21 protein-coding genes are annotated in these 25,492 nt (G+C 47.6%); 2 read left to right on the forward strand and 19 right to left on the reverse strand.

The window, feature by feature from the left end; translation table 11 throughout:
* Nucleotides 1–55 precede the first annotated feature (55 nt).
* Entirely contained in the window at nucleotides 56–772 is a 717-nt protein-coding gene (locus tag B9Y93_RS18210; protein WP_085496702.1) for a response regulator transcription factor, read from the forward strand.
* 64 nt (nucleotides 773–836) lie between these two features.
* Here B9Y93_RS18210 and B9Y93_RS18215 read toward each other — a convergent pair whose 3' ends face one another.
* From B9Y93_RS18215 to liaF, 14 genes are all read right to left on the reverse strand, one after another.
* A complete protein-coding gene (locus tag B9Y93_RS18215) occupies nucleotides 837–1,670 on the reverse strand; it encodes a response regulator transcription factor (RefSeq protein ID WP_085496705.1) in 834 nt (277 codons plus the stop codon).
* Nucleotides 1,663–3,303, reverse strand: a complete 1,641-nt coding sequence (locus B9Y93_RS18220) for a sensor histidine kinase (protein ID WP_139829190.1) — start codon at nucleotides 3,301–3,303, stop codon at nucleotides 1,663–1,665. Before B9Y93_RS18220 ends, B9Y93_RS18215 begins: the two co-directional genes overlap by 8 nt.
* Before the next feature lie 147 nt (nucleotides 3,304–3,450).
* A complete protein-coding gene (locus tag B9Y93_RS18225; protein ID WP_244903464.1) occupies nucleotides 3,451–5,286 on the reverse strand; it encodes a flavocytochrome c in 1,836 nt (611 codons plus the stop codon).
* A gap of 210 nt (nucleotides 5,287–5,496) precedes the next feature.
* A complete protein-coding gene (gene serC, locus B9Y93_RS18230) occupies nucleotides 5,497–6,591 on the reverse strand; it encodes a 3-phosphoserine/phosphohydroxythreonine transaminase (protein WP_085496710.1) in 1,095 nt (364 codons plus the stop codon).
* Between the two features lie 300 nt (nucleotides 6,592–6,891).
* On the reverse strand, nucleotides 6,892–8,316 hold the full coding sequence (glnA, locus tag B9Y93_RS18235) for a type I glutamate--ammonia ligase (RefSeq protein WP_085496712.1): 1,425 nt from the start codon (nucleotides 8,314–8,316) through the stop codon (nucleotides 6,892–6,894).
* A gap of 249 nt (nucleotides 8,317–8,565) precedes the next feature.
* Entirely contained in the window at nucleotides 8,566–9,633 is a 1,068-nt protein-coding gene (gene aroF, locus B9Y93_RS18240) for a 3-deoxy-7-phosphoheptulonate synthase (RefSeq protein ID WP_085496714.1), read from the reverse strand.
* 350 nt (nucleotides 9,634–9,983) lie between these two features.
* Nucleotides 9,984–10,244 carry a DUF2062 domain-containing protein gene (locus tag B9Y93_RS18245; protein ID WP_085496716.1) on the reverse strand — a complete coding sequence of 87 codons (261 nt, stop codon included), beginning with the start codon at nucleotides 10,242–10,244 and terminating at the stop codon, nucleotides 9,984–9,986.
* 127 nt (nucleotides 10,245–10,371) lie between these two features.
* Nucleotides 10,372–11,328 (reverse strand): 4-hydroxy-3-methylbut-2-enyl diphosphate reductase, encoded by a 957-nt coding sequence (locus B9Y93_RS18250; protein ID WP_085496717.1) that lies wholly within the window; start codon nucleotides 11,326–11,328, stop codon nucleotides 10,372–10,374.
* Nucleotides 11,329–11,405: 77 nt separating this feature from the next.
* Entirely contained in the window at nucleotides 11,406–12,875 is a 1,470-nt protein-coding gene (locus tag B9Y93_RS18255; RefSeq protein WP_085496719.1) for a sensor histidine kinase, read from the reverse strand.
* 3 nt (nucleotides 12,876–12,878) lie between these two features.
* Nucleotides 12,879–13,565, reverse strand: coding sequence for a response regulator transcription factor (locus B9Y93_RS18260; RefSeq protein WP_085496721.1), 687 nt, complete (start codon nucleotides 13,563–13,565; stop codon nucleotides 12,879–12,881).
* Nucleotides 13,566–13,753: 188 nt separating this feature from the next.
* The gene (locus B9Y93_RS18265; protein WP_085496723.1) at nucleotides 13,754–15,346 is read right to left on the reverse strand and encodes a S1C family serine protease; all 1,593 of its coding nucleotides are present in this window, start codon (nucleotides 15,344–15,346) and stop codon (nucleotides 13,754–13,756) included.
* Between the two features lie 279 nt (nucleotides 15,347–15,625).
* Nucleotides 15,626–16,273 carry a response regulator gene (locus tag B9Y93_RS18270; protein ID WP_085496725.1) on the reverse strand — a complete coding sequence of 216 codons (648 nt, stop codon included), beginning with the start codon at nucleotides 16,271–16,273 and terminating at the stop codon, nucleotides 15,626–15,628.
* Nucleotides 16,266–17,354 (reverse strand): HAMP domain-containing sensor histidine kinase, encoded by a 1,089-nt coding sequence (locus tag B9Y93_RS18275; protein WP_085496727.1) that lies wholly within the window; start codon nucleotides 17,352–17,354, stop codon nucleotides 16,266–16,268. The genes B9Y93_RS18270 and B9Y93_RS18275 overlap by 8 nt, the downstream gene beginning before the upstream one ends.
* A 5-nt stretch (nucleotides 17,355–17,359) precedes the next feature.
* Nucleotides 17,360–18,412, reverse strand: a complete 1,053-nt coding sequence (liaF, locus tag B9Y93_RS18280) for a cell wall-active antibiotics response protein LiaF (protein ID WP_085496729.1) — start codon at nucleotides 18,410–18,412, stop codon at nucleotides 17,360–17,362.
* 214 nt (nucleotides 18,413–18,626) lie between these two features.
* Between liaF and B9Y93_RS18285 the strand changes: the two genes are divergently transcribed.
* On the forward strand, nucleotides 18,627–18,965 hold the full coding sequence (locus B9Y93_RS18285; RefSeq protein WP_085496731.1) for a L,D-transpeptidase: 339 nt from the start codon (nucleotides 18,627–18,629) through the stop codon (nucleotides 18,963–18,965).
* Between the two features lie 235 nt (nucleotides 18,966–19,200).
* On the opposite strand, the gene B9Y93_RS18290 is transcribed toward B9Y93_RS18285, so the two are convergent.
* From B9Y93_RS18290 to mqnC, 5 genes are all read right to left on the reverse strand, one after another.
* Entirely contained in the window at nucleotides 19,201–19,410 is a 210-nt protein-coding gene (locus tag B9Y93_RS18290; RefSeq protein WP_085496733.1) for a hypothetical protein, read from the reverse strand.
* A 171-nt stretch (nucleotides 19,411–19,581) separates the two neighbouring features.
* Nucleotides 19,582–20,292 (reverse strand): 3D domain-containing protein, encoded by a 711-nt coding sequence (locus B9Y93_RS25080; protein WP_280522902.1) that lies wholly within the window; start codon nucleotides 20,290–20,292, stop codon nucleotides 19,582–19,584.
* 392 nt (nucleotides 20,293–20,684) lie between these two features.
* Complete coding sequence (thrS, locus tag B9Y93_RS18300; RefSeq protein ID WP_085496735.1) at nucleotides 20,685–22,652, reverse strand: threonine--tRNA ligase; 1,968 nt, start codon at nucleotides 22,650–22,652, stop codon at nucleotides 20,685–20,687.
* A 421-nt stretch (nucleotides 22,653–23,073) separates the two neighbouring features.
* Complete coding sequence (gene ytxC, locus B9Y93_RS18305) at nucleotides 23,074–24,006, reverse strand: putative sporulation protein YtxC (protein ID WP_085496738.1); 933 nt, start codon at nucleotides 24,004–24,006, stop codon at nucleotides 23,074–23,076.
* 196 nt (nucleotides 24,007–24,202) lie between these two features.
* Nucleotides 24,203–25,348, reverse strand: a complete 1,146-nt coding sequence (mqnC, locus tag B9Y93_RS18310; RefSeq protein WP_085496740.1) for a cyclic dehypoxanthinyl futalosine synthase — start codon at nucleotides 25,346–25,348, stop codon at nucleotides 24,203–24,205.
* Between the last annotated feature and the right edge of the window lie 144 nt (nucleotides 25,349–25,492).

Genomic DNA, 25,492 nt, shown 5'->3' on the forward strand with positions numbered 1-25,492 from the left:
AGGGTAATTGAACCTGCAGTTCCAAAATGAGATGAGTTACAGGAGGAACAATGACGTGAGTAAATATAAAGTGTTGGTTGTTGATGATGAGCCGTCAATCTCAACGTTGATCGAATACAATCTGAAGCTGTTTGGCTTTGATGTGCTGTGTGTCTATGATGGCGATGCGGTATTTGATGTGCTAACGACATTCCGTCCAGATCTCATCGTATTGGATTGGATGCTGCCGAAGCAGGATGGCATTGAAGTGTGCCGGAAGCTGCGCGAGCAGCAGAACATGGTCCCTGTCATTATGCTGACCGCCATGCAGGATGTGCATGATCGCATCACAGGGCTCGACAACGGTGCCGATGATTATATGACCAAGCCGTTCAGCCCGCAGGAGCTGATTTCCCGCATCCAAGCAGTCATGCGCCGAGCACGCTCTCTTCCGAGCGCATCCGAAGATCAGCTATATGAGATCGGGCCCCTGCAAGTATCCGCAGATCAGCGAGAGGTCACGCTTGACGGACGCATCATTGAGCTGACGCCTAAAGAATTTGAGCTTCTGCTGTTCTTATGCCGGCATCGCGGCAAAGTTCTAAGCCGTCAGCAGCTCCTTCATGGCGTATGGGACTACCATTTCCTCGGTGATACCCGAATTGTAGATGTGCACATCAGCCACCTTCGCGATAAGCTTGAGAAGAATGCACGCAGTCCGGAATATATTCGTACTATTCGCAATGTCGGCTACAAACTAACAGAACCTGCGTCAAAGAGCAATCTGGCTTAATCCTATCCCTCATTTTCGTGAGTATACCCTCCCCTGCTGATATCCCGAGTCGGCAGGGGAGATTTTATTGGCCCCTTCTAAACTGCTGCCTATATTCGAGAGGAGACTTTCCCGTATTCAGCTTGAATACTCGGCTAAAATAGTATTGACTGCTGTACCCTATCTTACGTGCAACATCTGACATTCTCATGGAGGCAAAGGGAGACGACAGCAGCTCCTTCGCTTTCTTCATCCTCAACTCAGTCACATACTCATTGAAGGAGCAGCCTATCTCCTGCTTCATTCGCGTAGACAAATAGCTTTTGTTGAGATGGAAGAGCTGGGCTACCTGCTGCAAGCTGAGTTCTTTGTCTGTATAATGCGCTTCAATATAAGCTTGCACCTCCAGCACATATCCTGATGATTGCGGATCATTCCCGTCTCCATCAGCCATCAGCAAGTCCTGACATTGCTCTTGTTTCAATTGCATAAGATCATCTCGGTTCTTTTTCAAGTCTGCTTGCAGTTCTGCATCCAGCTTTTTCAGCAATGCGTACAGGTCACTCTTGGGTACAGGCTTCAACAGATAATCAAAAACTTTAAGCTGCAGCGCTTGCCTTACATATTCGAAATGATCATACCCGCTGATAACGACTGATATGCACGTAGAATCATGGAGTTGAATGCTGCGTATCATATCTAAGCCATTCATATCCGGCATATTAATATCGACAAACACCACGTCAGGGCAGCATTCCTCAATCTGCCGTACAGCCTCTGCCGCTGTCTCTGCTTCCCCCACAACAGCAAATGGAAGCTTTGAAGCCTCAATATACCCTTTTAAGCCCCGCCGAATGACCTCTTCGTCATCAATAAGCAGCACGCGCCAAAGGGCTAATTTATTCTCAGGCTCATTCATCTGGAATCATCTCCCCTCCTGAAAATGGAATGCGAACAATGGAAGAAGTCCATCCCTGTTCAACCTGCAGCTGCAACCCATAGGATTTGCCATAAGCAATCTGAATCCGCCGATTGACATTGTAAAGGCCAAAGCCTATTCCCGCTTCCCTTCTATGACTCGAACGAAGCGCCTCATTGAGCGCATTCATCCTGCCAGGCTCCAAGGGATGTCCATTATTTCCTACATAAATTAGCACTTCACTCTCGGTTCGTTCAATCCATATTGCAATCTCGCATAACTTTCCGCCTGCACGCTTGATGCCATGATAGATCGCATTCTCTACAAGTGGCTGAAGTGTAAATCGGGGCACTCGCTCCTCCAATAGCTCGTCTTCATATTCAATGCGTACATCAGCAATTTGCGGATATCGCACACGCTGAATAATAAGATAGTTCTCAACATGCAGCAGCTCCTGATGCAAAGGCACAAAGTCATCCCCATCTCCTAGACCCAGTCGCAAATACGCTGCCAATGCCTCCACCAGCTCGACCACTTCATCCGCCCCATAATCAGCCGCTGTCCATTGAATGGTATCCAGTGTGTTATAGATAAAATGAGGCTTTAGCTGTTCATGAAGCAGCCTCAGCTCCATGCTTCGCTTCTCCTGCTCCGTGGAGTACAGCTTCGTTAGCATGTCATTAAAGCTTTGTCCGAGCGTACCGATCTCATCCCCGCGAGTATCAAGAGTGGAGCGAATCATTCGATCACCTTCACCAGCTTTTATCATATCCTGCTTGAGCCACTGGATCGGCTTAACAATAGACGAAGACAAGACCATAAGCATAACGATAAGCACAGAACCAACCACCATGCTGATGATGGCGATGCTCTTCAGCATGCTCGTCATGCCTACATAGAGCTGAGTACGTTCTACATCCAAGGACAGCACCCAGTCCGCTGTATCTTGGATGGAGGCTGTGAACAGCTCACGATCTTGATATTCCTTATCAAGGCCAAGTTCTCCATCCATGAAGAAGCCGTCCTGCAGCCCGTCCAACAATTGCCCCTTCCCGTCATACAACTGGATCGCATTCGCCATCTGTTGAAGTTGAGAGATCGGTACTGCTGCTGATAAATACTTCATGAAGGGATCATCTGCGGCAGACTGCAAAGGATAGAGCATCACAACAATCTCTTCTTGGTTGGAGCCAGAGCAAATGAAATTACTGACAACAAAAGGCCGCACATCTTGAACCATGCGCTGATAATACGGACGATGGGTTACCGAGAAGATGTGACCAGAAGTGGAATGCAGCCTCCCCTTGTCATCAATGATGCCAAAAGACTCATAGATGGAATCCTTATGATAACGATACCTATCTAGCATCGAAAGGGTCTCCTCAAGCGACATCTGTTCATGGATGATCAGATAAGCAAGAGCATCGAGCTCTCCTTTTCGCTGCTGCAGCCAAGAAGAGATCTCGCCAGCACGAGCATCAACAATCTGTTGGGTTAGGTTGCGATTAAAGGGAACGGTCTTTGCAGCCGTCTCCCGAATGAGATATGCCGATATGGAGACTAGCAATAAGATGAAGCAGGCACCGACTGTGATTGTAATTCGCTGCTGAATTGTCATTGACCATTTTTTCAAGGAAATAAATCTCCTTTAGTGTTTTGGATGAGAGACGCGGCATGCACAAAGAGCTATGCATCACGTCTTTACCGTACGCTATGCATAGCTCCCTTCAAAACCTATTTTGTCACAAAGACGCGTTACAATTTTTCCTAGTTAAAAAGCTTACTTCGCCGCGTTCTTGCCTGCTACACGCCCGAATACAATGACATCCGTTACCGCATTGCCGCCAAGACGATTCGTTCCATGGATGCCACCTGTCACTTCGCCAGCTGCAAATAATCCTTCGATGACTTGTCCATCCGCCGCCAAGACCTGAGCTTCCGTATTGATCTTAAGACCGCCCATCGTATGATGAACCGAAGGCACTACTTTTTGAATGTAAAATGGTGCTTTTTCAATGGTGCGCAGAGTACCGCGACGATTGAAATCTGAATCCTTGCCTGCACGCACATCCTCGTTGTATTTCGTTAGCGCTGCTTTCATCGCATCTGTCTCGATATTGAAATGCTTGGCCAATTCTTCGATCGAATCCGCTTGATAAAACACGCCGTCCTTCACCATGGATTCCAGCTCTTGCTTGTGAACTTCTGTCATATGGCCCACTTCTTCAACCTCTTGACCCCAGATCAAGTAGGCATAGCTGCCGGATTGATTCATGATACCGCGAGAGATCACATCCCTGCGCTCCATCTCTTCTACAAAACGCTTGCCCTCTTGATTCAAGAGCACCGCTCCATCAAAACGGGAATTGGCCACATAAGAGATAATACCCGTCTCCGGATTGCATGTCGGATAGGTCTGAATATAATTCATTTGCAGCGTTTCCGCTCCGATGCTCTCAGCCATTACAATTCCATCTCCCGTTGTTCCCGGGACATCTGTTGTCATATAGGATTCATCGTACTCAGGGTTGTACTTCTTTCTCATCTCTACATTGGAGCCGAAGCCTCCCGTTGCCACGATAACCCCTTTATTCGCATGGAATGTGAGCTCTTGTCCTGCGGCATTGCTTGCCTTTACACCAACAACCTTGTTGGATTCATCTGTTATCAATTCATTGGCTCTAGTCTCCATCTTAAATACCACTCCGAGTTCTTCTGCCTTCGCTTGGAGCTTTTGTATCAAGTCGGTGCCGTGATTATCCTTAGCTATTAACGCACGAGGCACAGAATGTCCGCCAAATTGCTGCAAACGGTCCTTCATGAACTCTACTTTGATGTCATTAATAAGCCAATTCGCTGTTGGCAAAGCATTGTTCGCCATAATGGAGACCAGCTCTTTGTTGTTTTCATTGTCGCCGCCCTTAAGCGTGTCCTCGATAAACAATTCAACAGAATCTTTCACCTGATTCTGCTCTTGCTGTTTAGTACCTGGCACATTCAATCCTCCGCCAGAAACAAGCGTATTACCGCCCACACTCGACATTTTTTCCAGCAAGACAACATTAGCTCCAGACTGACGCGCTTCTACAGCTGCCGTGAGACCTGCTCCGCCGCCGCCAATAACAACCACATCATAGGTTTGTTCGGTTTCCTTCTCTTTAACCGAATGATTCACCTTTGGATCCTTGGCAAACAACGCTTCGGTGCCTCCAGCTTGAACCAGCGCTGATTTGATGGCTTTAATGACAGCTTCACTCGTCATCGTCGCACCGCTTACAACATCCACATTCACGCTCTTCTCATTCGACACGGCGGTTACAATGCGATTGATCGCTTCGTCGCTTAACAATTCAGACTCTTTATGGTCAATGACCTCAACCTTAGCAATGTCCCCATTTGCAACACTTACTCGAACGACGATATCTCCGCCTTTACCCGGTTCACGCCCTTCATATACACCATCCTTGTATTTCCCTGTGCCAGCTGCTTGCTCAGCTGCTGCATGTTCAGACTTCTCAGATTCAGCGGTGTTCTTGCCTCCCGAGCATCCTGCTGCAATCGTAAATACCATGATCAGTGTTAATAAGCTGATCCAGATCCGTTTGTGCTTATTCATGCTTTTCATCCCCTAGATTATTATGTGAAATAAATAACAATCTTTATTATAGAGATCAACGTTGTGCTTGTATTTGCACAGAAGCTATATTTTTTGTCTGAAAGCAAGACGTTTCTTATGCATATCTGCAAAAAACCGACCTCCTGCTGGAGATCGGTTTGCTTCCTATCTTTGTTTATATCCTTTTATCAAAAAGCCCCGTCATGCTGCTTAACTGTTTTGCTGCTGGAACTGCTTCATGAATTGAACAAGCGCTTCACAACTGCTCTTAGGAACAGCATTGTAGATCGATGCTCTTAATCCGCCTACGCTGCGGTGCCCCTTCAAACCAACAAAGCCTTCTTGCTCAGCTTGCTTAATGAAGGACTTCTCTAAGTCCTCGGAAGTAAGTCTGAACGTAACATTCATGCGTGAGCGGTTCTCAGGCACGGCGACACCGCGGTAGAAGCCTTGACTGCTATCAATCGCATCATAGATCAAGTTCGCTTTCTCTTCATTGTGCTCTTGAACAGCCTGGAGGCCTCCCTGCTCCTTCAGCCAATGCAGAACTTGATTCACCATATAAATAGAGAAGGATGGCGGCGTGTTGTACAAGGAATTGTTCTTCTGATGAATGTCATATCTTAGCATTGTTGGAATGGTGTTCGGGCTGGCTGCAAGCAGCTCCTCCTTCGCGATGACTACAGTAACGCCAGATGGACCCAAGTTCTTCTGCGCACCTGCATAGATCATGCCGAATTGGGAAATATCCAGTGGGCGGCTCAGAATATCGCTTGACATATCCACGATTAGCGGCACGTCGCCGGTATTCGGGAAGGCTTGGAATTGTGTACCCTCAATCGTTTCATTGGAGGTAAGATGCACATAAGCTGCCTCAGCCGGAACTTGAATGTCTTCCAAAGAAGGCATACGTGTGTAATGTTCAGCCTCAGATGAAGCAATGACAGCCGTCTCGCCAATCAATTGTGCTTCTTTAATGGCCTTCTTCGCCCAGCTCCCTGTATCAACATAAGCTGCAACCTTGCCTGGCTGGAGCAAATTCATAGGTATCATGGCAAACTGAGAGCTCGCTCCACCTTGCAGGAACAGCACGTCATAACCTGCTGGCACATTGAACAATTCTTTTAGAAGCTCCTTCGCCTCCTGGTGTACCGCCTCATATACGCCGCCACGATGCGACATTTCCATAATAGACATACCATTGCCGCGAAAATCAACGAATTCAGCCTGTGCACGCTCTAATACTGCCAGTGGCAATGCTGCAGGTCCCGCATTAAAATTGAATGCTCGTTTCCCTTGTTCCATTCCCTCATCCCTACCTTCTCGATCTTTGTATAAAATGATTATTGCCATAATAGCAGTAATTTCGTAATCCTTCAACACGTTAAAACGAAAATAAAATCCATAATCCACATTTTCGTTCGGATATGACACATTTTAATGTGCAGACACTTTGTTTCGTCCTCGTCCAAAGGACAATTTCCGAATATAACCACTTACACGTTATATATTTAGTATGATGATGTATCCCTTAAAAAGAAAGAGGCCTTCTCCAAGATTACAAGATCTTAAGAGAGGGCCTCCCTGCAGTATGGCTATAATCAATCAGCAGTCGAAATATAAGCTGTACTCTTGTGGATGAATGCGAATTGCGACAGACTTCGCTTCAGCACGCTTGAAGGTAACATAGTTATCAATAAAATCCTTCGTGAACACGCCGCCTTCTGTCAGGAACTCATAATCTGCTTCGAGAGCATCGAGTGCTTCATCCAAGTTTCCTGGCACGCTGCGGATCTCCTGCTTCTCAGCATCGGACAGCTCATAAATATTTTTATCAAATGGACCGTATCCAAGCGCCGTTGGATCAAGCTTGCGCTTGATGCCGTCTAGACCAGCCATAAGCATAGCCGCAAATGCCAAATATGGATTCGCAGTGGAGTCAGGTGTACGGAACTCAATGCGGCAGCCTTTAGGCGTAACTGCTGCAACTGGAATACGAACTGCTGCGGAACGGTTTCCTTTGGAATATACCAAGTTTACAGGGGCCTCGTATCCAGGCACTAGCCGCTTAAAGGAATTCGTGCTTGGGTTCGTCAGCGCAATCAGAGCTGGCGCATGGTACAGGATACCGCCGATGTAATGCATCGCTATTTCGCTAAGGTTCGCATAAGCTCCCTTTTCATAGAACAACGGTGTATCGCCATCGAAGATGGATTGGTGCACGTGCATGCCGCTGCCATTGTCACCAAACAACGGCTTTGGCATAAATGTAGCTACTTTGCCAAACTGACGGGCAGTATTGTGAACGATGTATTTATAGGTGAGCAGATTGTCTGCTGTCTTTGTCAGCGTATCAAAGCGGAAGTTGATCTCGGCTTGACCCGCAGTAGCCACCTCATGGTGATGGCGCTCAATGCGTAGGCCTGCTTCTTCAAGCAAACGGCACATTTCACTACGGAGATCCTGTTGTGTATCCATCGGTGCAACGGGCACATAACCGCCCTTTGTGCGAATCTTGAAACCCAAGTTGCCGCCTTCTTCCTTGCGGTTTGTGTTCCAACCCGCTTCCTCGGAATCCACGAAGAACGAAGAACTGTTCATCGTATTCTCATAACGAACATCGTCAAATACGAAGAACTCAGATTCTGGAGCGAAGTAAGCTGCTGTGCCCACGCCAGCAGTTTGGAGGAATTCTTCTGCTTTTTGCGCAATGCTGCGTGGGTCGCGCTCATAACGCTCCCCATCTGGCGTGAAGATGTTGCACATAATATTTAATGTTGGATGAGAAGTGAAAGAGTCAACGAATGCTGCTTCAGGGTCTGGCATCATGACCATATCGGATTCTTCAATACCGCGGAAGCCTGGAATGGAGGACCCGTCGAATGCTACCCCATTAACAAACGTATCTGCGTCAACCTCTGATGCCGGAAGTGTTATATGATGAGCACGCCCGCTCAAATCCACAAAACGAAAATCAACAAACGCAATTTCTTTTTCCTTAATCAATTCCAATACTTGATTAACCGACATCTTAATTCCTCCCCATTTCCGAACATTAACTCCCGATCCATCGTGTAATGTTCAACTCCAATTTGATATTGATGTCATTATAGAGGGACATAAAAATGATGTCAATACTTATGTAAGGTTTTTTTGAATTTCATGTCAGATATGCTAACATGTATAAAAAATGAATGATTAAGTGCAAAAATAATCGCTTTACTTTTTCGAATTTACACACAAAAAGAGCCGATTTCCCTAAAGAAATCGGCTCTTTGTTTATTGCCCTACAACTGTATTCTGATAAAAGCTTAGCGGCTGCTTGGCCGTATTGAATGTACTGCCCACAAGGGGCGCCAGCTGTTCAAGAGCCTGAAGCAGCCCTGCAAATTGATCTGGGAACAGGGATTGAACGCCGTCTCCTGTCATGGAATTATCGGGATCGGTATGCATCTCAATGATAAGTCCATCTGCTCCTGCCGCAACCGATGCTTTAGCCATTGGTTCGACCAATTCACGTCGTCCAGTACCGTGGCTTGGATCAGAAATGATTGGAAGATGGGTCAATCCCTTCATGACAGGGATTGCAGCAAGATCTAGCGTATTGCGCGTATAGCTCTCGAATGTTCGGATTCCACGTTCACAGAGCATCACATTGGGATTGCCGCCAGCAAGAATGTACTCGGCAGCATTCAGCCACTCATCATAGGTTGCACTGAAGCCGCGCTTTAAGAGTACCGGGCGATTGCACTCCCCTAGCTTGCGCAGAAGATCAAAGTTCTGCATGTTGCGTGTGCCGACTTGCAAAATATCTGCATATTCTGCACATACATCCACATATTCTGGCGTCATGACTTCCGTAATGGTCAACAGGCCATGCTTGCGACCCGCTTCTTGCATCATCACAAGACCTTCAACCCCAACACCTTGGAAGCTGTACGGACCTGTGCGGGGCTTGAATGCACCACCGCGCAGAATCTGGCCGCCTGCTGCCTTCACCAATTTTGCAATCTCATCAATCTGCTCTGGGGACTCAACAGCACATGGACCTCCCATAACAACAAGCTCTCCACCACCGATGCGAACATCTCCAATCTCAATGATCGTATCCTCAGGATGGAAGTCACGGCTTGCCAGCTTGTAAGATTTTGAGATCTTCACCACATTCTCGACACCATGCATCTGTCTGAGATGTTCAGCATGCTTCGGCTGCACACTGCCGACGATACCGATAACAGTCCTATCCACGCCTTTGGCAACATGCGGCTGCAGTCCATTCGCCTCAATATACTTCATTATCTCCTGTATACGTTGTTCTGGTGTCTGATTCGATACAATTACGATCACGGCACTCCCCACCCTCTCCAAATATTTACTTTCACGCTTAGACGCTTGTTCGCGTTTATGCTTTTAATTGTTAAAGACACTATATCCTGTTCACATAGCCGAGTCAATATGTTTTAGCTTATATCAATGAATGTTCATATTTAAGAACGGAATCTATGAGCAATCGAAAAAGACGCTAGTAAGCGCGCATTCCTATCCACGACCGATACATTTGATATCGGGTGTCCGCTGGAGAATTGCGAGTTCGCTCACATCGCGTCTTTCTATTGGGATGAACGCTATCAAACGCATGTCCTCCAAACAAACAGAAAGGAGCAAGCGATCCACTATAACTAATGCATCGTGTTCCATTAATCCGCTATCACATGTGCGGCACGCCGGCGCTTGTCCCTGCGATGCTTCTGTACCCACAAGAGCACTTTTTTTAGAGGGAAATAAACCATCATTGCCAGTATGCATCCATCTACGATCCCGCCCGCAATCAAGTAAAGATTAATCGTCAGAAGCTGATTCAGCCAGTCTGGCAGCATATGAAAATGAACAGCGAAATGTTCTGGCAGCAGCCAATGGCCTACCCGTTCATTTAACACCGCAAAAGGGAGATAGACGATCTTCCTACATGATGACGGTCTATCTCATGCACATGCCGCGTACACACAGCTGCTTCATCATCTTCATCATGGTACAAATACTACAAAAGAAAGCAAGAATAGAACATCGCTATTCTTGCTCCCGCTATTAATTGGTCGTCTTGGACTTATTGCGTACAGTCGGCAGAAGCCGCTTCATATTGACGGTGCGCTGCTTCTCCCACGTAGATTCATCCTCTGGATCATATTGCTCCAGGAACAGCACCACTTCTTTTGTTATCGGCGTTGGCGTCGATGCACCAGATGTCACACCGACAACTTTAGCATTCTTCAGCCAATCCACATCAAGCTCTGACAGATCTGCGATGCGATGAGAAGGAACACCTGCAATCTCAGTTGCCACCTGCGCCAAACGATTGGAGTTATTGCTTCTAGGATCTCCAACCACAACGACCAGATCGCAGCCTACCGCTTGTTCCGCAACCGCAGCTTGTCTTTCTTGTGTCGCCATGCATATCTCATTATGAATCTCTGCTGTTGGATATTTCTTAATTAATTGATTCATGATGTGCTTAATATCCCATTGGCTCATGGTTGTTTGGTTCGTAATGATAATACGGTCTGCCGTAAGGTGAAGATTGTCAATCTCATCTTCGCGCTCAATAAGATGCACAGCATGCGGGGCCACCCCAATTGCGCCTTCAGGCTCTGGATGTCCCTTTTTGCCGATATAAATAACCTCGTAACCCTCAGCAGTCTTCTCTCGGATGAGGTCATGCGTTCTCGTTACGTCAGGACAAGTAGCATCCACACAGGTCAAGCCTTTCTCGCGTGCCTTCTTGCGAACCTCAGGGGATACCCCGTGCGCGGTAAAGATAATCGTTCCTTTATCCACCTGATCTAAGATATCCAAGCGATTTGGGCCATCCAGCGTAATGATTCCCTCCTCCTCGAAGGCTTTCGTAACATGACTATTGTGCACAATCATGCCAATTATATATATCGGTCGAGGCAAATCTAGATTGCGTGCAGTCTGCTGAGCAATAACCATAGCATCGACTACACCATAGCAATAGCCTCTTGGCGTTATCTTTTTCACTTCCATCCGATCCACCTGCTTCCTTGTTGTAATCCCTAGTGCTTATGGCTGCAATGGTTCATTCGCCCATGCGCCTTTCTCTATTATAAGGCAATGACATCCCCTTCGTCGACTGAAGCCGTTGGCAGCCAGACAATAAAGGTTGTACCTTGGCCAGGCTTCGTCAGCACCTCTACTGAACCTCCATGCTCATCAATAATCCATTTGGCGATGGCAAGCCCTAAGCCCGTTCCTGGGGTTACCCCTCTTGATACGTCCGCCCGATAGAAGCGTTCGAAGATGTATGGAACCTCCTCTTGATTCATGCCGATTCCGCTGTCTCTAATTCTGAGGCCGATCTGATCATCTTGTCGAACGGCGCTTAGCGTAACCTCTCCATCTGAGGTGTACTTGAATGCATTCTCAATAAAGATGAACAACATCTGCTGCAAGTAATTGCGGTTGCCATGTACTTTGATTCCATCGAGCGCTTCAATGTCACCTAGATGCCAATCCGCCTTGCGCGGCAGGAATTGTGCTCTTCTTGCCACTTCCTCTACAAGCGGCTTGATCTCGATAACGGTCAGCTCCATCTTCTGGCCCGCATCAGCCCGCGCCAACGACAGCATATCGTTAATCAATTGACTCATGCGCTTCGATTCATCGGAAATATCGTTGAGCGCTTCGTTCATCATTTGGTCTCGTTCTGCTGTTGACAAGGCGAGCGCTTTATCATCATCTGTGTTCATCTTCTGCAGCAAATCAACATTGCCCCGAATGGTCGTAAGCGGCGTTCTCAGCTCATGCGACACGTCCGATACGAATCTTCGCTGATGCCGATAAGCTTCGTCGAGCTCCTTATAGAACGTCTCCATACGGCCAAGCATCCGATTGATCGTCTCGGTCAGCTGTCCAATCTCGTCCTCAGGCGGACCTACTCTTGGAATGCGCACACTAAGATCGTTCCCCGTCTGAATGCGGTTCGTTGCCCGTATAATATTCTCAATTGGCCGAAGCGACTTCTGCGCCAAGAACAAGCCAAGAGAAAAGGCAACTACAATCGTGACCAAGGAAGATACAACCAGAATGCTTCTTAGCTCATGGGTAAACTTAGCTTCACGCCCTGTATAAGAAAATACTTGGATTGCTCCCACCGTCTGGCTGCGAATATCGATACGCTGCTCATAGAGCAAAAACTCCCCGTTCACTGGATCATTTACCTTGCGATAGCCTTCTAGAATATCGTTAGGTTTTTGCGGCATTGGAATATTGAGCTCAAAAAACTCCATATTGTTGGATATGGTTCGCTCTCCATTCGTAAAGTTAATAATCTGGACAAACAATTCCTCTTCACTAACGCTTGCACCGCTTGATGGGGACAAGTCGAGATTTAGCCCTTTTTCAAAATTGATCGTCGGCTGAATCTTCAGCTTGGCCAGACTCTTATTGATATGAGCCTTCACATCATTATAGATATTGTAATCGACAAACGTATATATGGAGATACAGAAGAAGAACAGCGTGAATGCAAGAAGTGTCGAATACCAGACCGTTAGCCTAAGTCTAATCGACATCCCTTACGCGTCTCCTCTCAATACGTAGCCCGTGCCACGAATCGTCATAATAATGCGCTTGCCGCCATGCTCCTCTGTCTTCTGGCGTAGCATCGCAATATATACCTCAAGCACATTTGACTCTCCACTGTAATCGTATCCCCAGATCTTCTCCATAATCACGTCACGCGGAAGCACCCGCTTTGGATTCTGCATAAAGAGATGCAAGAGCTCGAATTCTTTCGCCGTCAGCTCAATTGGCATATTGCTGCGCTTCACTTCGCGCGAATGCAGGTCCATCTCCAGATCCTCGAAGCGAAGGATATGATTGCTGCCTTCATTCTCCGAGCGTCTGCGAAGAAGCGCTCTAACACGAGCAAGCAATTCCTCCAAGGCAAATGGCTTCACCAAGTAATCATCCGCCCCAAGGTCAAGACCCTTCACTCGATCTTGGATGGCGTCTTTTGCAGTCAGCATCAGCACAGGCACACTGCTTCCCGCTTCACGCATTCTGCGAACCACCTCAAGCCCGTCCACTTCCGGCATCATCACATCTAGGACGAGCAGATCAGGCTCTCTAATCATCATTTCTCGGAGTCCATCTGCTCCGTTATTGGCTGTTTGTACTTCAAAGCCTTCGAATACAAGCCCACGCTTTAACATGGACGTAATTTTTTCATCATCATCTACCACAAGAATATAAGAACGCATCGTATCCTTCCCTTCCACGATCTAAGGTATGGCTTGGATTCATCACAATATAAGTCTATTGTACCATGTCTATGAATGAGTTACACCGTACAGCAGGGATTGACACCATTCGCAAATGCGAGCCATGATTTGAAAAAAAGAAGTGGAGAAGGATAGGCTCCCTCTCCACTTCCCGCCAAGATTATAGTTTAGCGCTGAGTTTGCTGTTGATTGATCTGCTCTTCGAATTTGTTGCGGTCTCCAATCTTCACTGACACTTCAGCGGATTTGCCGTTGCGATGAACCGTCAGCTTCACCGAATCGCCAACTTTCTTCTTGCTTACCGCTTCAATCAGTTCTTGATTCGTTTTGACCGACTCGCCATCAATAGCAGTAATGATGTCATAGGCGCGAAGCTCCGCTTCGTATGCAGGCGAACCGAATACGACGTTCGTAACCAAAGCGCCTTCCTTTACATCCGTGCCCAGTTGCGTTGCAATCTGATCTGTCATGGAAGCAAGCGTTGCTCCAATGAATGGCACAGGCTCTTTTGGAATCTCACGGTTAGCTTTGAGGTCCTCTACAACCTTCGTTATCGTATTGGATGGTATTGCAAAGCCAATGCCCTGCGCATCCTTGCTTACAGCTACGTTCATGCCGATAACCTCGCCCTTCATGTTCAACAGCGGGCCGCCAGAGTTACCAGGGTTGATGGAAGCATCCGTTTGCAGCAGATTCGTATATTTTTTAGCGCGGCCATTGTCGCTTGCTTCGATCTCACGGCCTTTCGCACTCAATACGCCTGTCGTTACGGTATGGTCGAAGCCAGACGGGTTACCAATAGCTACCACCTGTTCACCTACCGCAATCTGTTCGGAATCGCCAAGCTGTACAGTCGGAAGATCCGCCTCCCCTTCAATCTTCAGCACCGCAAGGTCAAGCTCATCACTTTTGCCAAGCACCTTGGCGTCAAATGGCTTCTCAAAGCCATCCACGTATACTTGAACTTGATCCGCACCTTCAATCACGTGATTGTTCGTTAGGATGTAGCCATCTTTTTCGAAGATAAAGCCCGTTCCGATGCCGAGCGGCTGCAATTGTCCGCCTTGACTGCTGCTGCCTTCATCGTTGCCGCCAGAGCTGTCTCCGAAGAACTGGCGGAAGTACGGATCGTTGTACCACCAGCTGTTGCTGGAGTTTGCTCCTCCCGACTTTGAGAATGTCTCAATCTTCACTACAGCAGGACCTGCAGTCTTAACGACATCAGCCACAGATGTTGTTCCATTAGGGAAAGGAGCAGGTTGGTTCGTGTTTGCAACCGTCTGTGCTGCTCCGGCATTGCTTGTTGCTGCTGGCATGTTGTTGCTCGTAAACAGGTTGTAGTAATCTGCCGTGAACATCAACGTGGAGACAACGAGAGCACCTGCCAAGAAGGAGACGAACATCGATCGGAATGACGAGCGCTTCTTCTCGGGCTGCTTGTACTGCCAGTTGCTTGACGGCCCAGATTGTCCGCCGCCATTGCCTTGTCCGTCTAGCTGCCCATATGAAGTGCGTGTTGTGCTGGAGAAGGGCAATGGCTTCACTGGCGTCGGCGGAGTCACCTCCACATCCTTGGCATCCATCTTCGTTGCTGATGGCTCTTCGCTCTTAACCGATTGATAAGGACCGTACGCATAATAGTAATGAGAATTGCCGCCTGCTTCCCCATTCTGTCTTGCTGCGGCCTGCTCATGTTGAGTTGAATCGTCGCTGCTTCTTTCATTGCTGTTATTAGAATCGAATTTACGTTGATCTTCCATTGTGTAACCCTCCCAAAGATGAATCTGATGTTTTATGATTGTGGTTCATCGCGATGTTTCGTTATGTTTATATCATGGACCTTGAACCTTAAATCGACATTAAAAACATCATAAAAGCGGATAAAACCTATATGACGCAAGGACTAGATCATTTGGACGATCCCAGAGACTAGTTTAGCATGAGCTTACGCCGATATAAAACCCTTTTAAAATTGAACAAAAGAAAAAGCCGACACCTCACGATGCATCATCGATACATCGTGAGGTGTCGGCCTCTCCTTATTTAACCCAGCCCTTGCGGTGCGCATAGACAGCAAGCTGCGTACGATCTTGCAGCTCACACTTCATCAGCAGATTTGAGACATGCGTTTTGACTGTCTTAATGCTGATGTGAAGCTCATCTGAGATCTCCTTATTGGACTTGCCATCTGCAATCAAGAGCAGGACCTCGCGCTCGCGCTCCGTCAATCCTACATCCTCAGAGCCTGCAGCCTGCTTGCGCATGCCTCTTGTCAGCGCCTGAGACACCTCGCCGCTCATCACCGGCATGCCCTTCATCGCCCCGCGAATCGCATAGATGAGATCCTCTGCCGAGACCGTCTTGAGAACATAGCTTGTCGCTCCAGCTTGAATGGCCGCCACAACCTGATCATCCTCCATGAAGCTCGTCAGCATAACAATGCGAAGCGTCGGATAGGATTCAATAAGCCTACGCGTCGTCTCGACCCCGTCGAGATCAGGCATCTTAAGATCCATCAGTACAAGGTCTGGCAGATTTTCCATATCGTCAATCTGCTTAATCGCATCATGTCCTCCGCTTGCCTCCCCCATCACCGTCATCTCGGGATCAAGCATTAAATATGTCTTCAGTCCTAAACGAACCATCTCATGGTCATCCACGAGAAAGATGCTCATCTTCTTATCCATATGCTCCTCCTTCTCCGTCCTGCTCCTTCGTCTGTGCTTCCCCTAAATCATCCTCAAACAGCGGTATTTGAACGCGAACCGTTGTCCCTGCACCTGGTTGGCTAATAAGTTCCAAATGACCTCCCAGCTTATCCACGCGTTCATTCATCGTGGACAAGCCATAACTTCCTCCATGAGATACCGCATTGCGGTTAAAGCCGACACCGTCATCCGCCAGATGAAGCAGCAGCCTTCGCTCAGATTCCTGCAAGGTGAGCGTCACTTGCTTCGCCTTTGCATGCTTGACTACATTAGCCATCGCTTCTTGGATCAGTAGAAACAATTGATGCTCCTTCACATCAGACAGCGCTTCTTCCACCTGAAGATCAAGCTTTCCCTGCAGTCCATTTTGGTTGCAATAATCCGGAAACCAATATTGAAGGGCTTCTACAAGAGACTTCCCATCGAGCTCAATCGGTCGCAGTTGAGCAATCAACCCTCTCATCTGCCGCTGTGCCGTATGCGAGATCTCGATCAGCTGCGTGATCACCATCTTCCCGCGTTCTTGGTCCATCTCCATAATTTTGGGAAGCGAGGAAGATGCCATATGCATAGCAAACAACTGCTGGCTGACTGTATCATGAAGATCTCGCGCAAGACGCTTGCGCTCCTCCTGCACAATTGTTTCACTAACGCGTTCACGATCGTCTCCCTGCTGCTCGGAGAGCTTCTGCAGCACTTTTAGCTTATGCTCCATTCTTGAGGTCATCGTATTGAAATCATCAAACAAACGAGAGAACGACGCATCCTCGTCGTTCTCTTCTATACGATAAGCGCTATTTCCCTTCGTCACCTGCATCATCGCTTCATGCAGCACATCCAGCCTTCGCTGCAGCCGCAAGCCTGCGATGTATCCAGTAAAGCTAGAAACGATCAGCACCGTAATAATCCCGTACGTCCACCAATTGAGCCCGTTCATCCAATCATCTCCGTACAACAGCCCAATCCACAGCACACTGATGATGATGCAGCCAGAGAGGATGAAGGTAACAAGCAGCTCCCATTTCACACTTCTTGCATTCCGGTACAGCTTCTTGATCATTAGGTCTATCCCACCTTCACGACCTTAATATCCGAGATAAATCCACTCACGACCAAGCGAATCTTTTTGTTGGCCTCGTGATAATTCGGTGTTTGGGTTTGCACATTGCGCATGAAGCCTTCTAGATTCTGGCCAAACACCTTCACATCCCCGATGAAGGAGCTCGACGTTACAGCAACGCCAAGGTCTACATCGTTTGGCACATACACCTTGACATCTCCAATAAATGCGGAAATGTTCAGTTTTGTCTCGCCATAAGGCACCTGCGCCTTTGTCAAATCAATCGAAGTATCGCCGATAAAGTGGGACACATTCATGGGCTTAAGCTCCCAATAATCCTGTCCAATGCTGAAGTCTCCGATAAAGCCTGACTTATTGATGCTCTTTCCATCATAATGCCAAGATGAGCTTCCGTCATCAGCATAATCATCATGATGCTTATGATGATGCTTATGCTTATGCCCTTGGTTCTGGGACGACTTGTTGTGCTGTGCTTGGAACTTGCCGCCCTGCTTCTCCATCTCTTCAAAGCTTGGCCCCTTATCATTGCTGTAATCTACATTTTTGAAAGGGTCCGGGTAGTTCTCATATTTCGCTAATGGATCTTCTTCCAAACCAGAATCAGCATTCATTGTATTGGAGTTGTAGGTTGAAGTACCGTCATCCCCCGACTTCGGCGGATAGGAGGATTGATCGAGATAATCTTCCATATGGCCAGCTTGCTTCCGACGATTACGCTTCGGGCGAAATAACAGCCACAGCCCGGCTACGATCAATACAGCAGGTGCTGCCATTCGAATAAACTCGCCAAAGCCCATTGTAATAACATTAAGATTCGACATCAGGAAGTAAGCCCCTACACCGAGTGGGAAGATACCCCAGAAGCCTCCTTGAAGCAAACCGCTAAGTCCCACATATATTACAATAAGCGGCCAAAACGTACTTATCAGCTCTCCGATGCTGAAGTTAAAATCAATAATCCCCCACTGCTGCAGCAGAAAAATCAATCCGATTCCAATCAGGACTAATCCTCCCAGCCACGAGCTACGTTTATTCATGTTAATCCCTCACTTTGTATGTTCACTTTTCGTCTTCTAATTGAATTATATTGAATCCCCTGCATGACGAACAGCAACGTAAGATTGAACTTGTCTCGGTCTAGAGACCGATATCTAAGCACAATGAGGCTTTGAATTCCATTACGATGTTCAGCATATTTAAAAAAGCGCAGCATGTGTATGTTCAATCCACCAAAACAGAGGAGGTGCTCATTTGCCGGAATATCGCATTATCGTGGATCTGTCCAGTCGTCAGTTGTACCTGCTTGATCATAATATTGTGATTCGAGGCTTTCCTGTTGGTATCGGAACGATGCTGACTCAAACTCCTGTAGGCGAATATGAAATCATTAACAAGGTTCCCAATCCGGGAGGACCGTTCGGCGCCTTCTGGATGGGTCTGTCCCGGCCGCACTATGGCATTCATGGCACAGACAATCCCGCTTCAATTGGGCATATGGTGTCCCGCGGCTGCATTCGTATGTATAACGAAGATGTATTGGAGCTCGCCGCAACAATTCCCCTATATACAAAAGTGACGATAAGGCAATAAGTTCTTCAGAATGAATCGGGTGTGAATCGCTTGCAGGCGCTGCCTCTACCGAGGCCATTCAAAGATGAGAAGAAAAAGCCGCCTCATTGCATTTTCAGCAAATAAGGCGGCTTTTTCGATAGGGTGAGAATGAAATCATACAGAATCCTGCACATCAATCATTCCCATGCGGAGAATCGGTTTAAATGAACCGTATGTTCCTGCTTATTTAGATGTGATTTGCTCATCGAGCAAATTATTGCTGCTTCTGGGAAGCTTTCGCAGCTGCTTTACCAGCTGCTGTGTTTGCTGCATGTTCAGCTGCAAACTCAGCATCAAAGTTCTCGTTAGCACCTGCTTGAGCACCAAATGCGTCAGCAGCGCCGAAACCTGCATTTGCACCTACTCCTGCATCAGCAGCACCTGCTTGAGCACCAAACTTGTTTTTGTTCTTGTTGTTAGCCATCGCGTTTCACCTCCTGAATGGACGCTTATAGACAAGACTTTCATCTCGCCCTAAGCTTCGATCGAGGACCACCTTCGTGAATTCCCCTCAAGTATTATGCGATGGTGAATGGTGCTTTATTCAGCAGAGCCCGCATTAAGGTCAAGCTTATTTTACCAGTTGTTTGGGCCACTAAAGCGAAGTCTTCGGAATCTTGCGATGCTTCATTACCGCTTCATTAAGCTGATCAAGCATATCCTCCGTTACTTTGCCATTGCCTTGTTTGATCAATTGCACATCGACGCTTTTTTTGCCCCATTCTGCATACACCTGTTCTGTCGTATCAAAATAAAGATCCAGGTGCCGGCCTTTAATCTTAGACCCGATATCGGCCACAACGCCATAACCATAGCCAGGTATATAGAGGATGCTTCCTAAAGGAAACACCGCAAGATCAGCCGCTACCGTCGATACATATCCTCGTTTCACCTTAACCCCAGAGTAGGTAATTCCATAGGCAGGGTGGCCTGGGCGCTTGCCGGTTGATTCTTCTCCTGCTGTATAGCCAGTTGCAGTTACATTTACCTGCCTTACAACCTGCTCGCGCTCAGGAGCAAGCAGACCATCGCTAAACAGCATCGCGCGATTCGATACGGCCGAAGCAGAAGCTTCCTCTGCCTGAATCGTCTCTTCCGATTCCTTGCTATCTGCAGCCGCCAACTTTTGGTCCAGTGAGCTTGTAGCAGCAGAAGTGTTACTCAAGGCATCATTTACTGCTTGCACAGCTGTCTCCTTGGATAGATGGGGCTCAACCGCTTCGGTTAATGAGGATACAAGCATTGTTACGATGAGCCCTGTTCCGAGCATAATCAATAGCCACGCACGTAACCTGTAACGTTTCACTTATTGTCACTCCAACTTTCTAGGTAGATTCATCACTTCGGTAGTTTGTCATCACAATTCAACAAACTAATGGATTGACTTGTTGTCAACTTCTGGACAGAAGCTGTCTTATACAGCGAAGGATAACCAAGTGTTCCTGAAGTTATGCATGCCCCGCCCTTGCAATTGGGCTCAGAACTGGCAATCGTACGTCTAAATATTGGATGAATTGCTTAGCTTGCGGCGTGAATATACGAAGCAGAAGCACACCCATTTTAAAAAAAGAAGCAGCCAAAGCAAAAAACACCAACAAAAAAGGCCAGCCAGAATCTTCTGGCTAACCTAATAAAACGAAGAGCACTCCCACATAGGGAATGCTCTTCTTAGCTATTGCTCGAAACCCAATGTCCTGCTTACTCCTGTTCTTTTGCAGGCTGTTCTGGCACTTTGCGAGATGCAATCTCATCGCCAAGAAGCTTCACAGCTTCCTCAATGGACATCATGCCAAGATCGCCTTCTCCGCGCTTGCGTACGGAGACCGCATTGCCATTCTTCTCATTCTCACCCACGACGAGCATGTATGCTGTCTTCTCAAGCTGGGCTTCACGAATCTTATAGCCAAGCTTCTCGTTGCGAAGGTCCGCTTCAACACGGATGCCCGCATTGCGGAACTCTTCCTCGACTTGCTTCGCATACTCTTCATAGTTTGGCGATACAGGCAGAATCTTCGCTTGGACTGGAGCCAGCCACAGTGGAAGCGCACCAGCAAAGTTCTCAAGCAAGAAGGCAGTCATGCGCTCCATCGTACTAATAATTCCACGGTGAATGACGACAGGACGATGCTTCTGGCCATCTTCGCCCACATATTCGAGCTGGAAGCGCTCAGGCAGGAGGAAGTCCAGCTGAACCGTTGACAAGGTTTCTTCCTTGCCTAGTGCTGTCTTGATTTGAACGTCAAGCTTCGGTCCGTAGAATGCAGCCTCACCTTCAGCCTCGTAGAATGGGAGATCCATCTCCTCCGCCACTTCACGCAGCATGCGCTGGGAAGTTTCCCACATCTCATCATCCTGGAAATACTTCTCAGTATCCTGCGGATCACGATAGGACAGGCGGAAGTTCGATTCCTTGATGCCAAAGTCAGCATATACTTGACGGATAAGCTTGATAACGCGTGAGAATTCCTCTTTGATCTGATCTGGACGACAGAAGATATGCGCATCATTCAATGTCATCGAGCGCACACGATGCAGACCTGTCAAGGCGCCAGACATCTCATAGCGGTGCATGTTGCCAAGTTCAGCAATTCGAATAGGCAGCTCGCGGTAGCTGTGCATTTCGCTCTTATAGACCATCATATGGTGCGGGCAGTTCATTGGACGCAAGACAAGCTCTTCATTGTCAAATTGCATGGGCGGGAACATGTCCTCTTGATAGTGCTCCCAGTGACCCGAGATCTTGTACAGCTCAACATTCGCAAGCACAGGCGTATACACATGGTTATAGCCAAGGCGCTCCTCCAGATCGACGATGTAGCGTTCCATCGTACGGCGCAGCGTAGCACCGTTAGGCAGCCATATAGGGAGACCTTGTCCCACTTCACGCGAGAAGGTGAAGATCTTAAGCTCTTTGCCAAGCTTGCGATGATCCCGCTTCTTCGCTTCTTCAAGGAAATGAAGATGCTCATCAAGCTGAGCTTTCTTCGCAAAGGCTGTACCGTATATTCGCTGCAGCATTTTGTTTTTAGCATCTCCGCGCCAGTAGGCACCCGCAAGATTCAGAAGCTTGAATACCTTCAGCTTCGCTGTGCTGGGCACATGCGGGCCGCGGCAAAGATCAAAGAATTCGCCCTGCTCATAAATCGAGATGACAGAATCCTCAGGCAGATCGCGAATCAGCTCAAGCTTCAGCTCATCGCCAATCTCCGTGTAAATGCGAATCGCTTCTTCACGCGGAACCTCTGTACGACGAATCGGCAGATTCTCGTTTACGATGCGTTCCATCTCTTTTTCAATCTTCGGCAAATCCTCAGGCGTCAAGGAGATATTCATGTCGATATCATAATAGAACCCATCCTCTATGACAGGTCCAATGCCAAGCTTCACTTCCGCATCGCTGTAAAGGCGTTTAATCGCCTGTGCCATCAAGTGCGCCGTACTGTGGCGAATGACTTCGAGGCCGTCGGCAGAATCCGGTGCTACGATCTCTACTAGTCCGCCATCTTCAAGCGGTGTGTATAGATCCACTACCTTACCATTTAACTTTCCTGCAATCGCACTCTTCTTCAGCCCACTGCTGATGGAAGCTGCTACATCCTCAATCGTAGCCCCTTGCTCATACTCACGCACTGCGCCATCTGGCAATGAAATTCGTACCATAGACATTTTCTTTCCTCCAGTTCCTGCATTCTTATAAAAAGCAAAAAACACCCGTCCCAGAAAAGGGACGAGTGCTGATAGCTAACTCGTGGTTCCACCCTCATTCAATCCAAGCCTTGCAGCAGCAAATCTGCCTTTAAGTTAGCCTAGGATCCTTTGAGCATTCCGTAACGGGAATGAACCGTTGATTGTTACTGCATTATGCCTTCGGCACTCACCATTGACATAATATTCCCAATCAAAGCTCAGAAGCGGTAATTACAGGTGTGTCCGTAAGGAGATTCCAGCCTTAGTCTCCTCTCTCTGATACGTCACCAGCAAGCAATCATGTCTTCTTCGACGCCATACATGGATAAGGGCAACCATGCCCTTCATTCATAATATGGGATATTATATGCGATATAACCGCATCTGGTCAAGCCCTCACTTAATGCTGCACATCAATCACTTGCTCTTGCGGCTTCCATCCAGGCGATAGATGGGCTTCACAGTCCTTGCAGTAATCGCATACTTGAACTCTCGTGTCAAAGATTTGCTGAATCGTCTTAATCACCTGCGAATCCTTCTCGCGTGTATGAATCACGATATGCCCCGGAGAAACATTGATGAGCGTGCTCACAATCATGTCTTCCATCTCCATATCGCAATCAATCATCTCGACGACCATTCCCTCCACCACATGCGAAGGCTCTAGCGGGTCCCAGCGTTCATTCAGAAGCACAAATTCATGACCGCCTTTATGCACAAGATGTGCAAGCGGTATCTTCGTGTCCTGAATAAATACAAAATATTTGAGCAGTCCGATAAACTCTTGATACTGACGCTCAAGCACATATTCATCTACCGCATAATCCACCACCTCACGAAGCTCGGACAAATAGTTGTCCAGTCGAAAGCGGATAAAGCCTTCTAGGTTCAGCGAGGTGTATTCCTCCAAATACTTGACGAGGATACGGCTTAGCTTCGTCTTGCGGCGCTGCCTGCTATCTGCATGATTCAGTTCCTCATATCCATTCAACAATTGCATGCAGTACGTTTCAATCTTGCCCCTTTCCTCAAGGTCAAGATGCCGCTCCTTATCCAACAAGGAGCGAATGAGTGGTTCTTCTTTTGCAGCCAAGATATACTCCGCCAGAGCGCGGGAGGCTCGGTTCCACACCTCTTGCCCATGAAGCTGAAGCTGAAAGCCGGGTAAATGACCTACACATGTGACACCAGACACGGAAGAAGCTTCAAACGTCTCTAAAGTCACTCCGCACGGATGTTTATGTAAATCGCCCAATTCTTGTTCAAGCAGCGTAATCAGGGAAGTTAAATGTGGGTCGGATGGATTTTGGATCGTGATCGTGAACAGTTCCATGAACTCACTCCTTTCTGTTCCTTATTCAGTATATGGGGCCCTGAAATGAGATATACGAAGTGGGTTATGGTAATCTGTTCAGTCATTGTCAATCATAAAAAAACGTGCTGACTGCTCAAAGGCGCATCAACACGTTTTTATTAGAGGGCTGTTCATACATACATCGCTTGATCAGCATGAGAGCCCTAATCTTCATTTAGTTTTGCATAATAAAGTCGCGCTCAACACCATCGCTCACATCGTCAAACACTTTGAGCAATTCATAGCGGGTATTGCGCTGCGCTGGAATCTTGCCCGCCTCACGAATATGGCGCAGGATGCTCTCGATGTTCACCTTGTGGGTCGTTCCTGCTGCAGATACCACATTCTCCTCAATCATCGTGCTGCCAAAATCATTGCAGCCAAAGCTGAGCGTCTTCTTGCCAATCTCTGGTCCCATCGTTACCCAAGAGGATTGGAAATTCGGAATATTGTCGAGGAAGATTCGGCTGATCGCGAGCGTCTTCAGATACTCTTCTGGCGTCACGCGCTCTGTCTTCTTCATATTGGTATTGTCTGGCTGGAATGTCCAAGGAATGAAGGCCAAGAAGCCCTTCGATGAATACTCGTTCGTGATGCACTCATCCTGTGCGATGCGCACACGCTCAAGGTGAAGCGCTCTTTCATCTGTACCTTCGCCAAAGCCAATAACCATGGTCGCGGTCGTATTCATGCCTACCTTGTGAGCTGTCTGCATCACATCCATCCAGTCGCGCCAAGAGCCCTTCAAGCGGCTGATCTTGCGGCGTGTACGGTCATCAAGAATCTCAGCTCCACCACCTGGAAGCGAATCAAGACCAGCAGCATGAATCTGTGCCACCACTTCTTCAAGGGACAATCCTTCTGATACTTCCTTCATCTTCATGATCTCCGCTGGAGAGAAGGAGTGCATCGTAATGTCAGGGAAGCGCTGCTTGATCTCGCTGAGCAGGTTTGTATAATAGCTGAATGGCAGGTTCGGATTCGTTCCGCCCTGCATCAGGATCTCAGTCCCGCCTACATCGATCGTTTCTTGAATTTTCTGGAAGATGACATCATTTGGAAGCACATAGCCTTCCTTCGATCCAGGAGCACGATAGAATGCGCAGAATCGGCAGTAGACGTCACAAACATTGGTATAGTTGATATTGCGTCCAATCACGAAGGTCGTAATCGGCTCCGGATGCCATTTGAGCATAATTTGATTAGCAGCATGTCCCATTTTTTCAATCTGATCCGATTCAAACAGGGTTACACACTCTTCTGTATTAATGCGCTCGCCGCGAACGGCTTTGTCTAGTATGCGATCTACCGGTGAACTCATCCTCACCGTCACTTCCTCTCATCTTGTATCGTTGGAATCCTATGCAAAAAGGGATAAGGATTATAGCCTGTCATTCTAGGTATGATGTAGCTATATTCCCGTGGTGTTCTTATTATGATTGGAACGAGATTCCGTTCGCATCTA

The organism is Paenibacillus aquistagni (assembly GCF_900177815.1).
In the GTDB taxonomy this organism is placed as follows: Bacteria; Bacillota; Bacilli; order Paenibacillales; family Paenibacillaceae; genus Paenibacillus_B; species Paenibacillus_B aquistagni.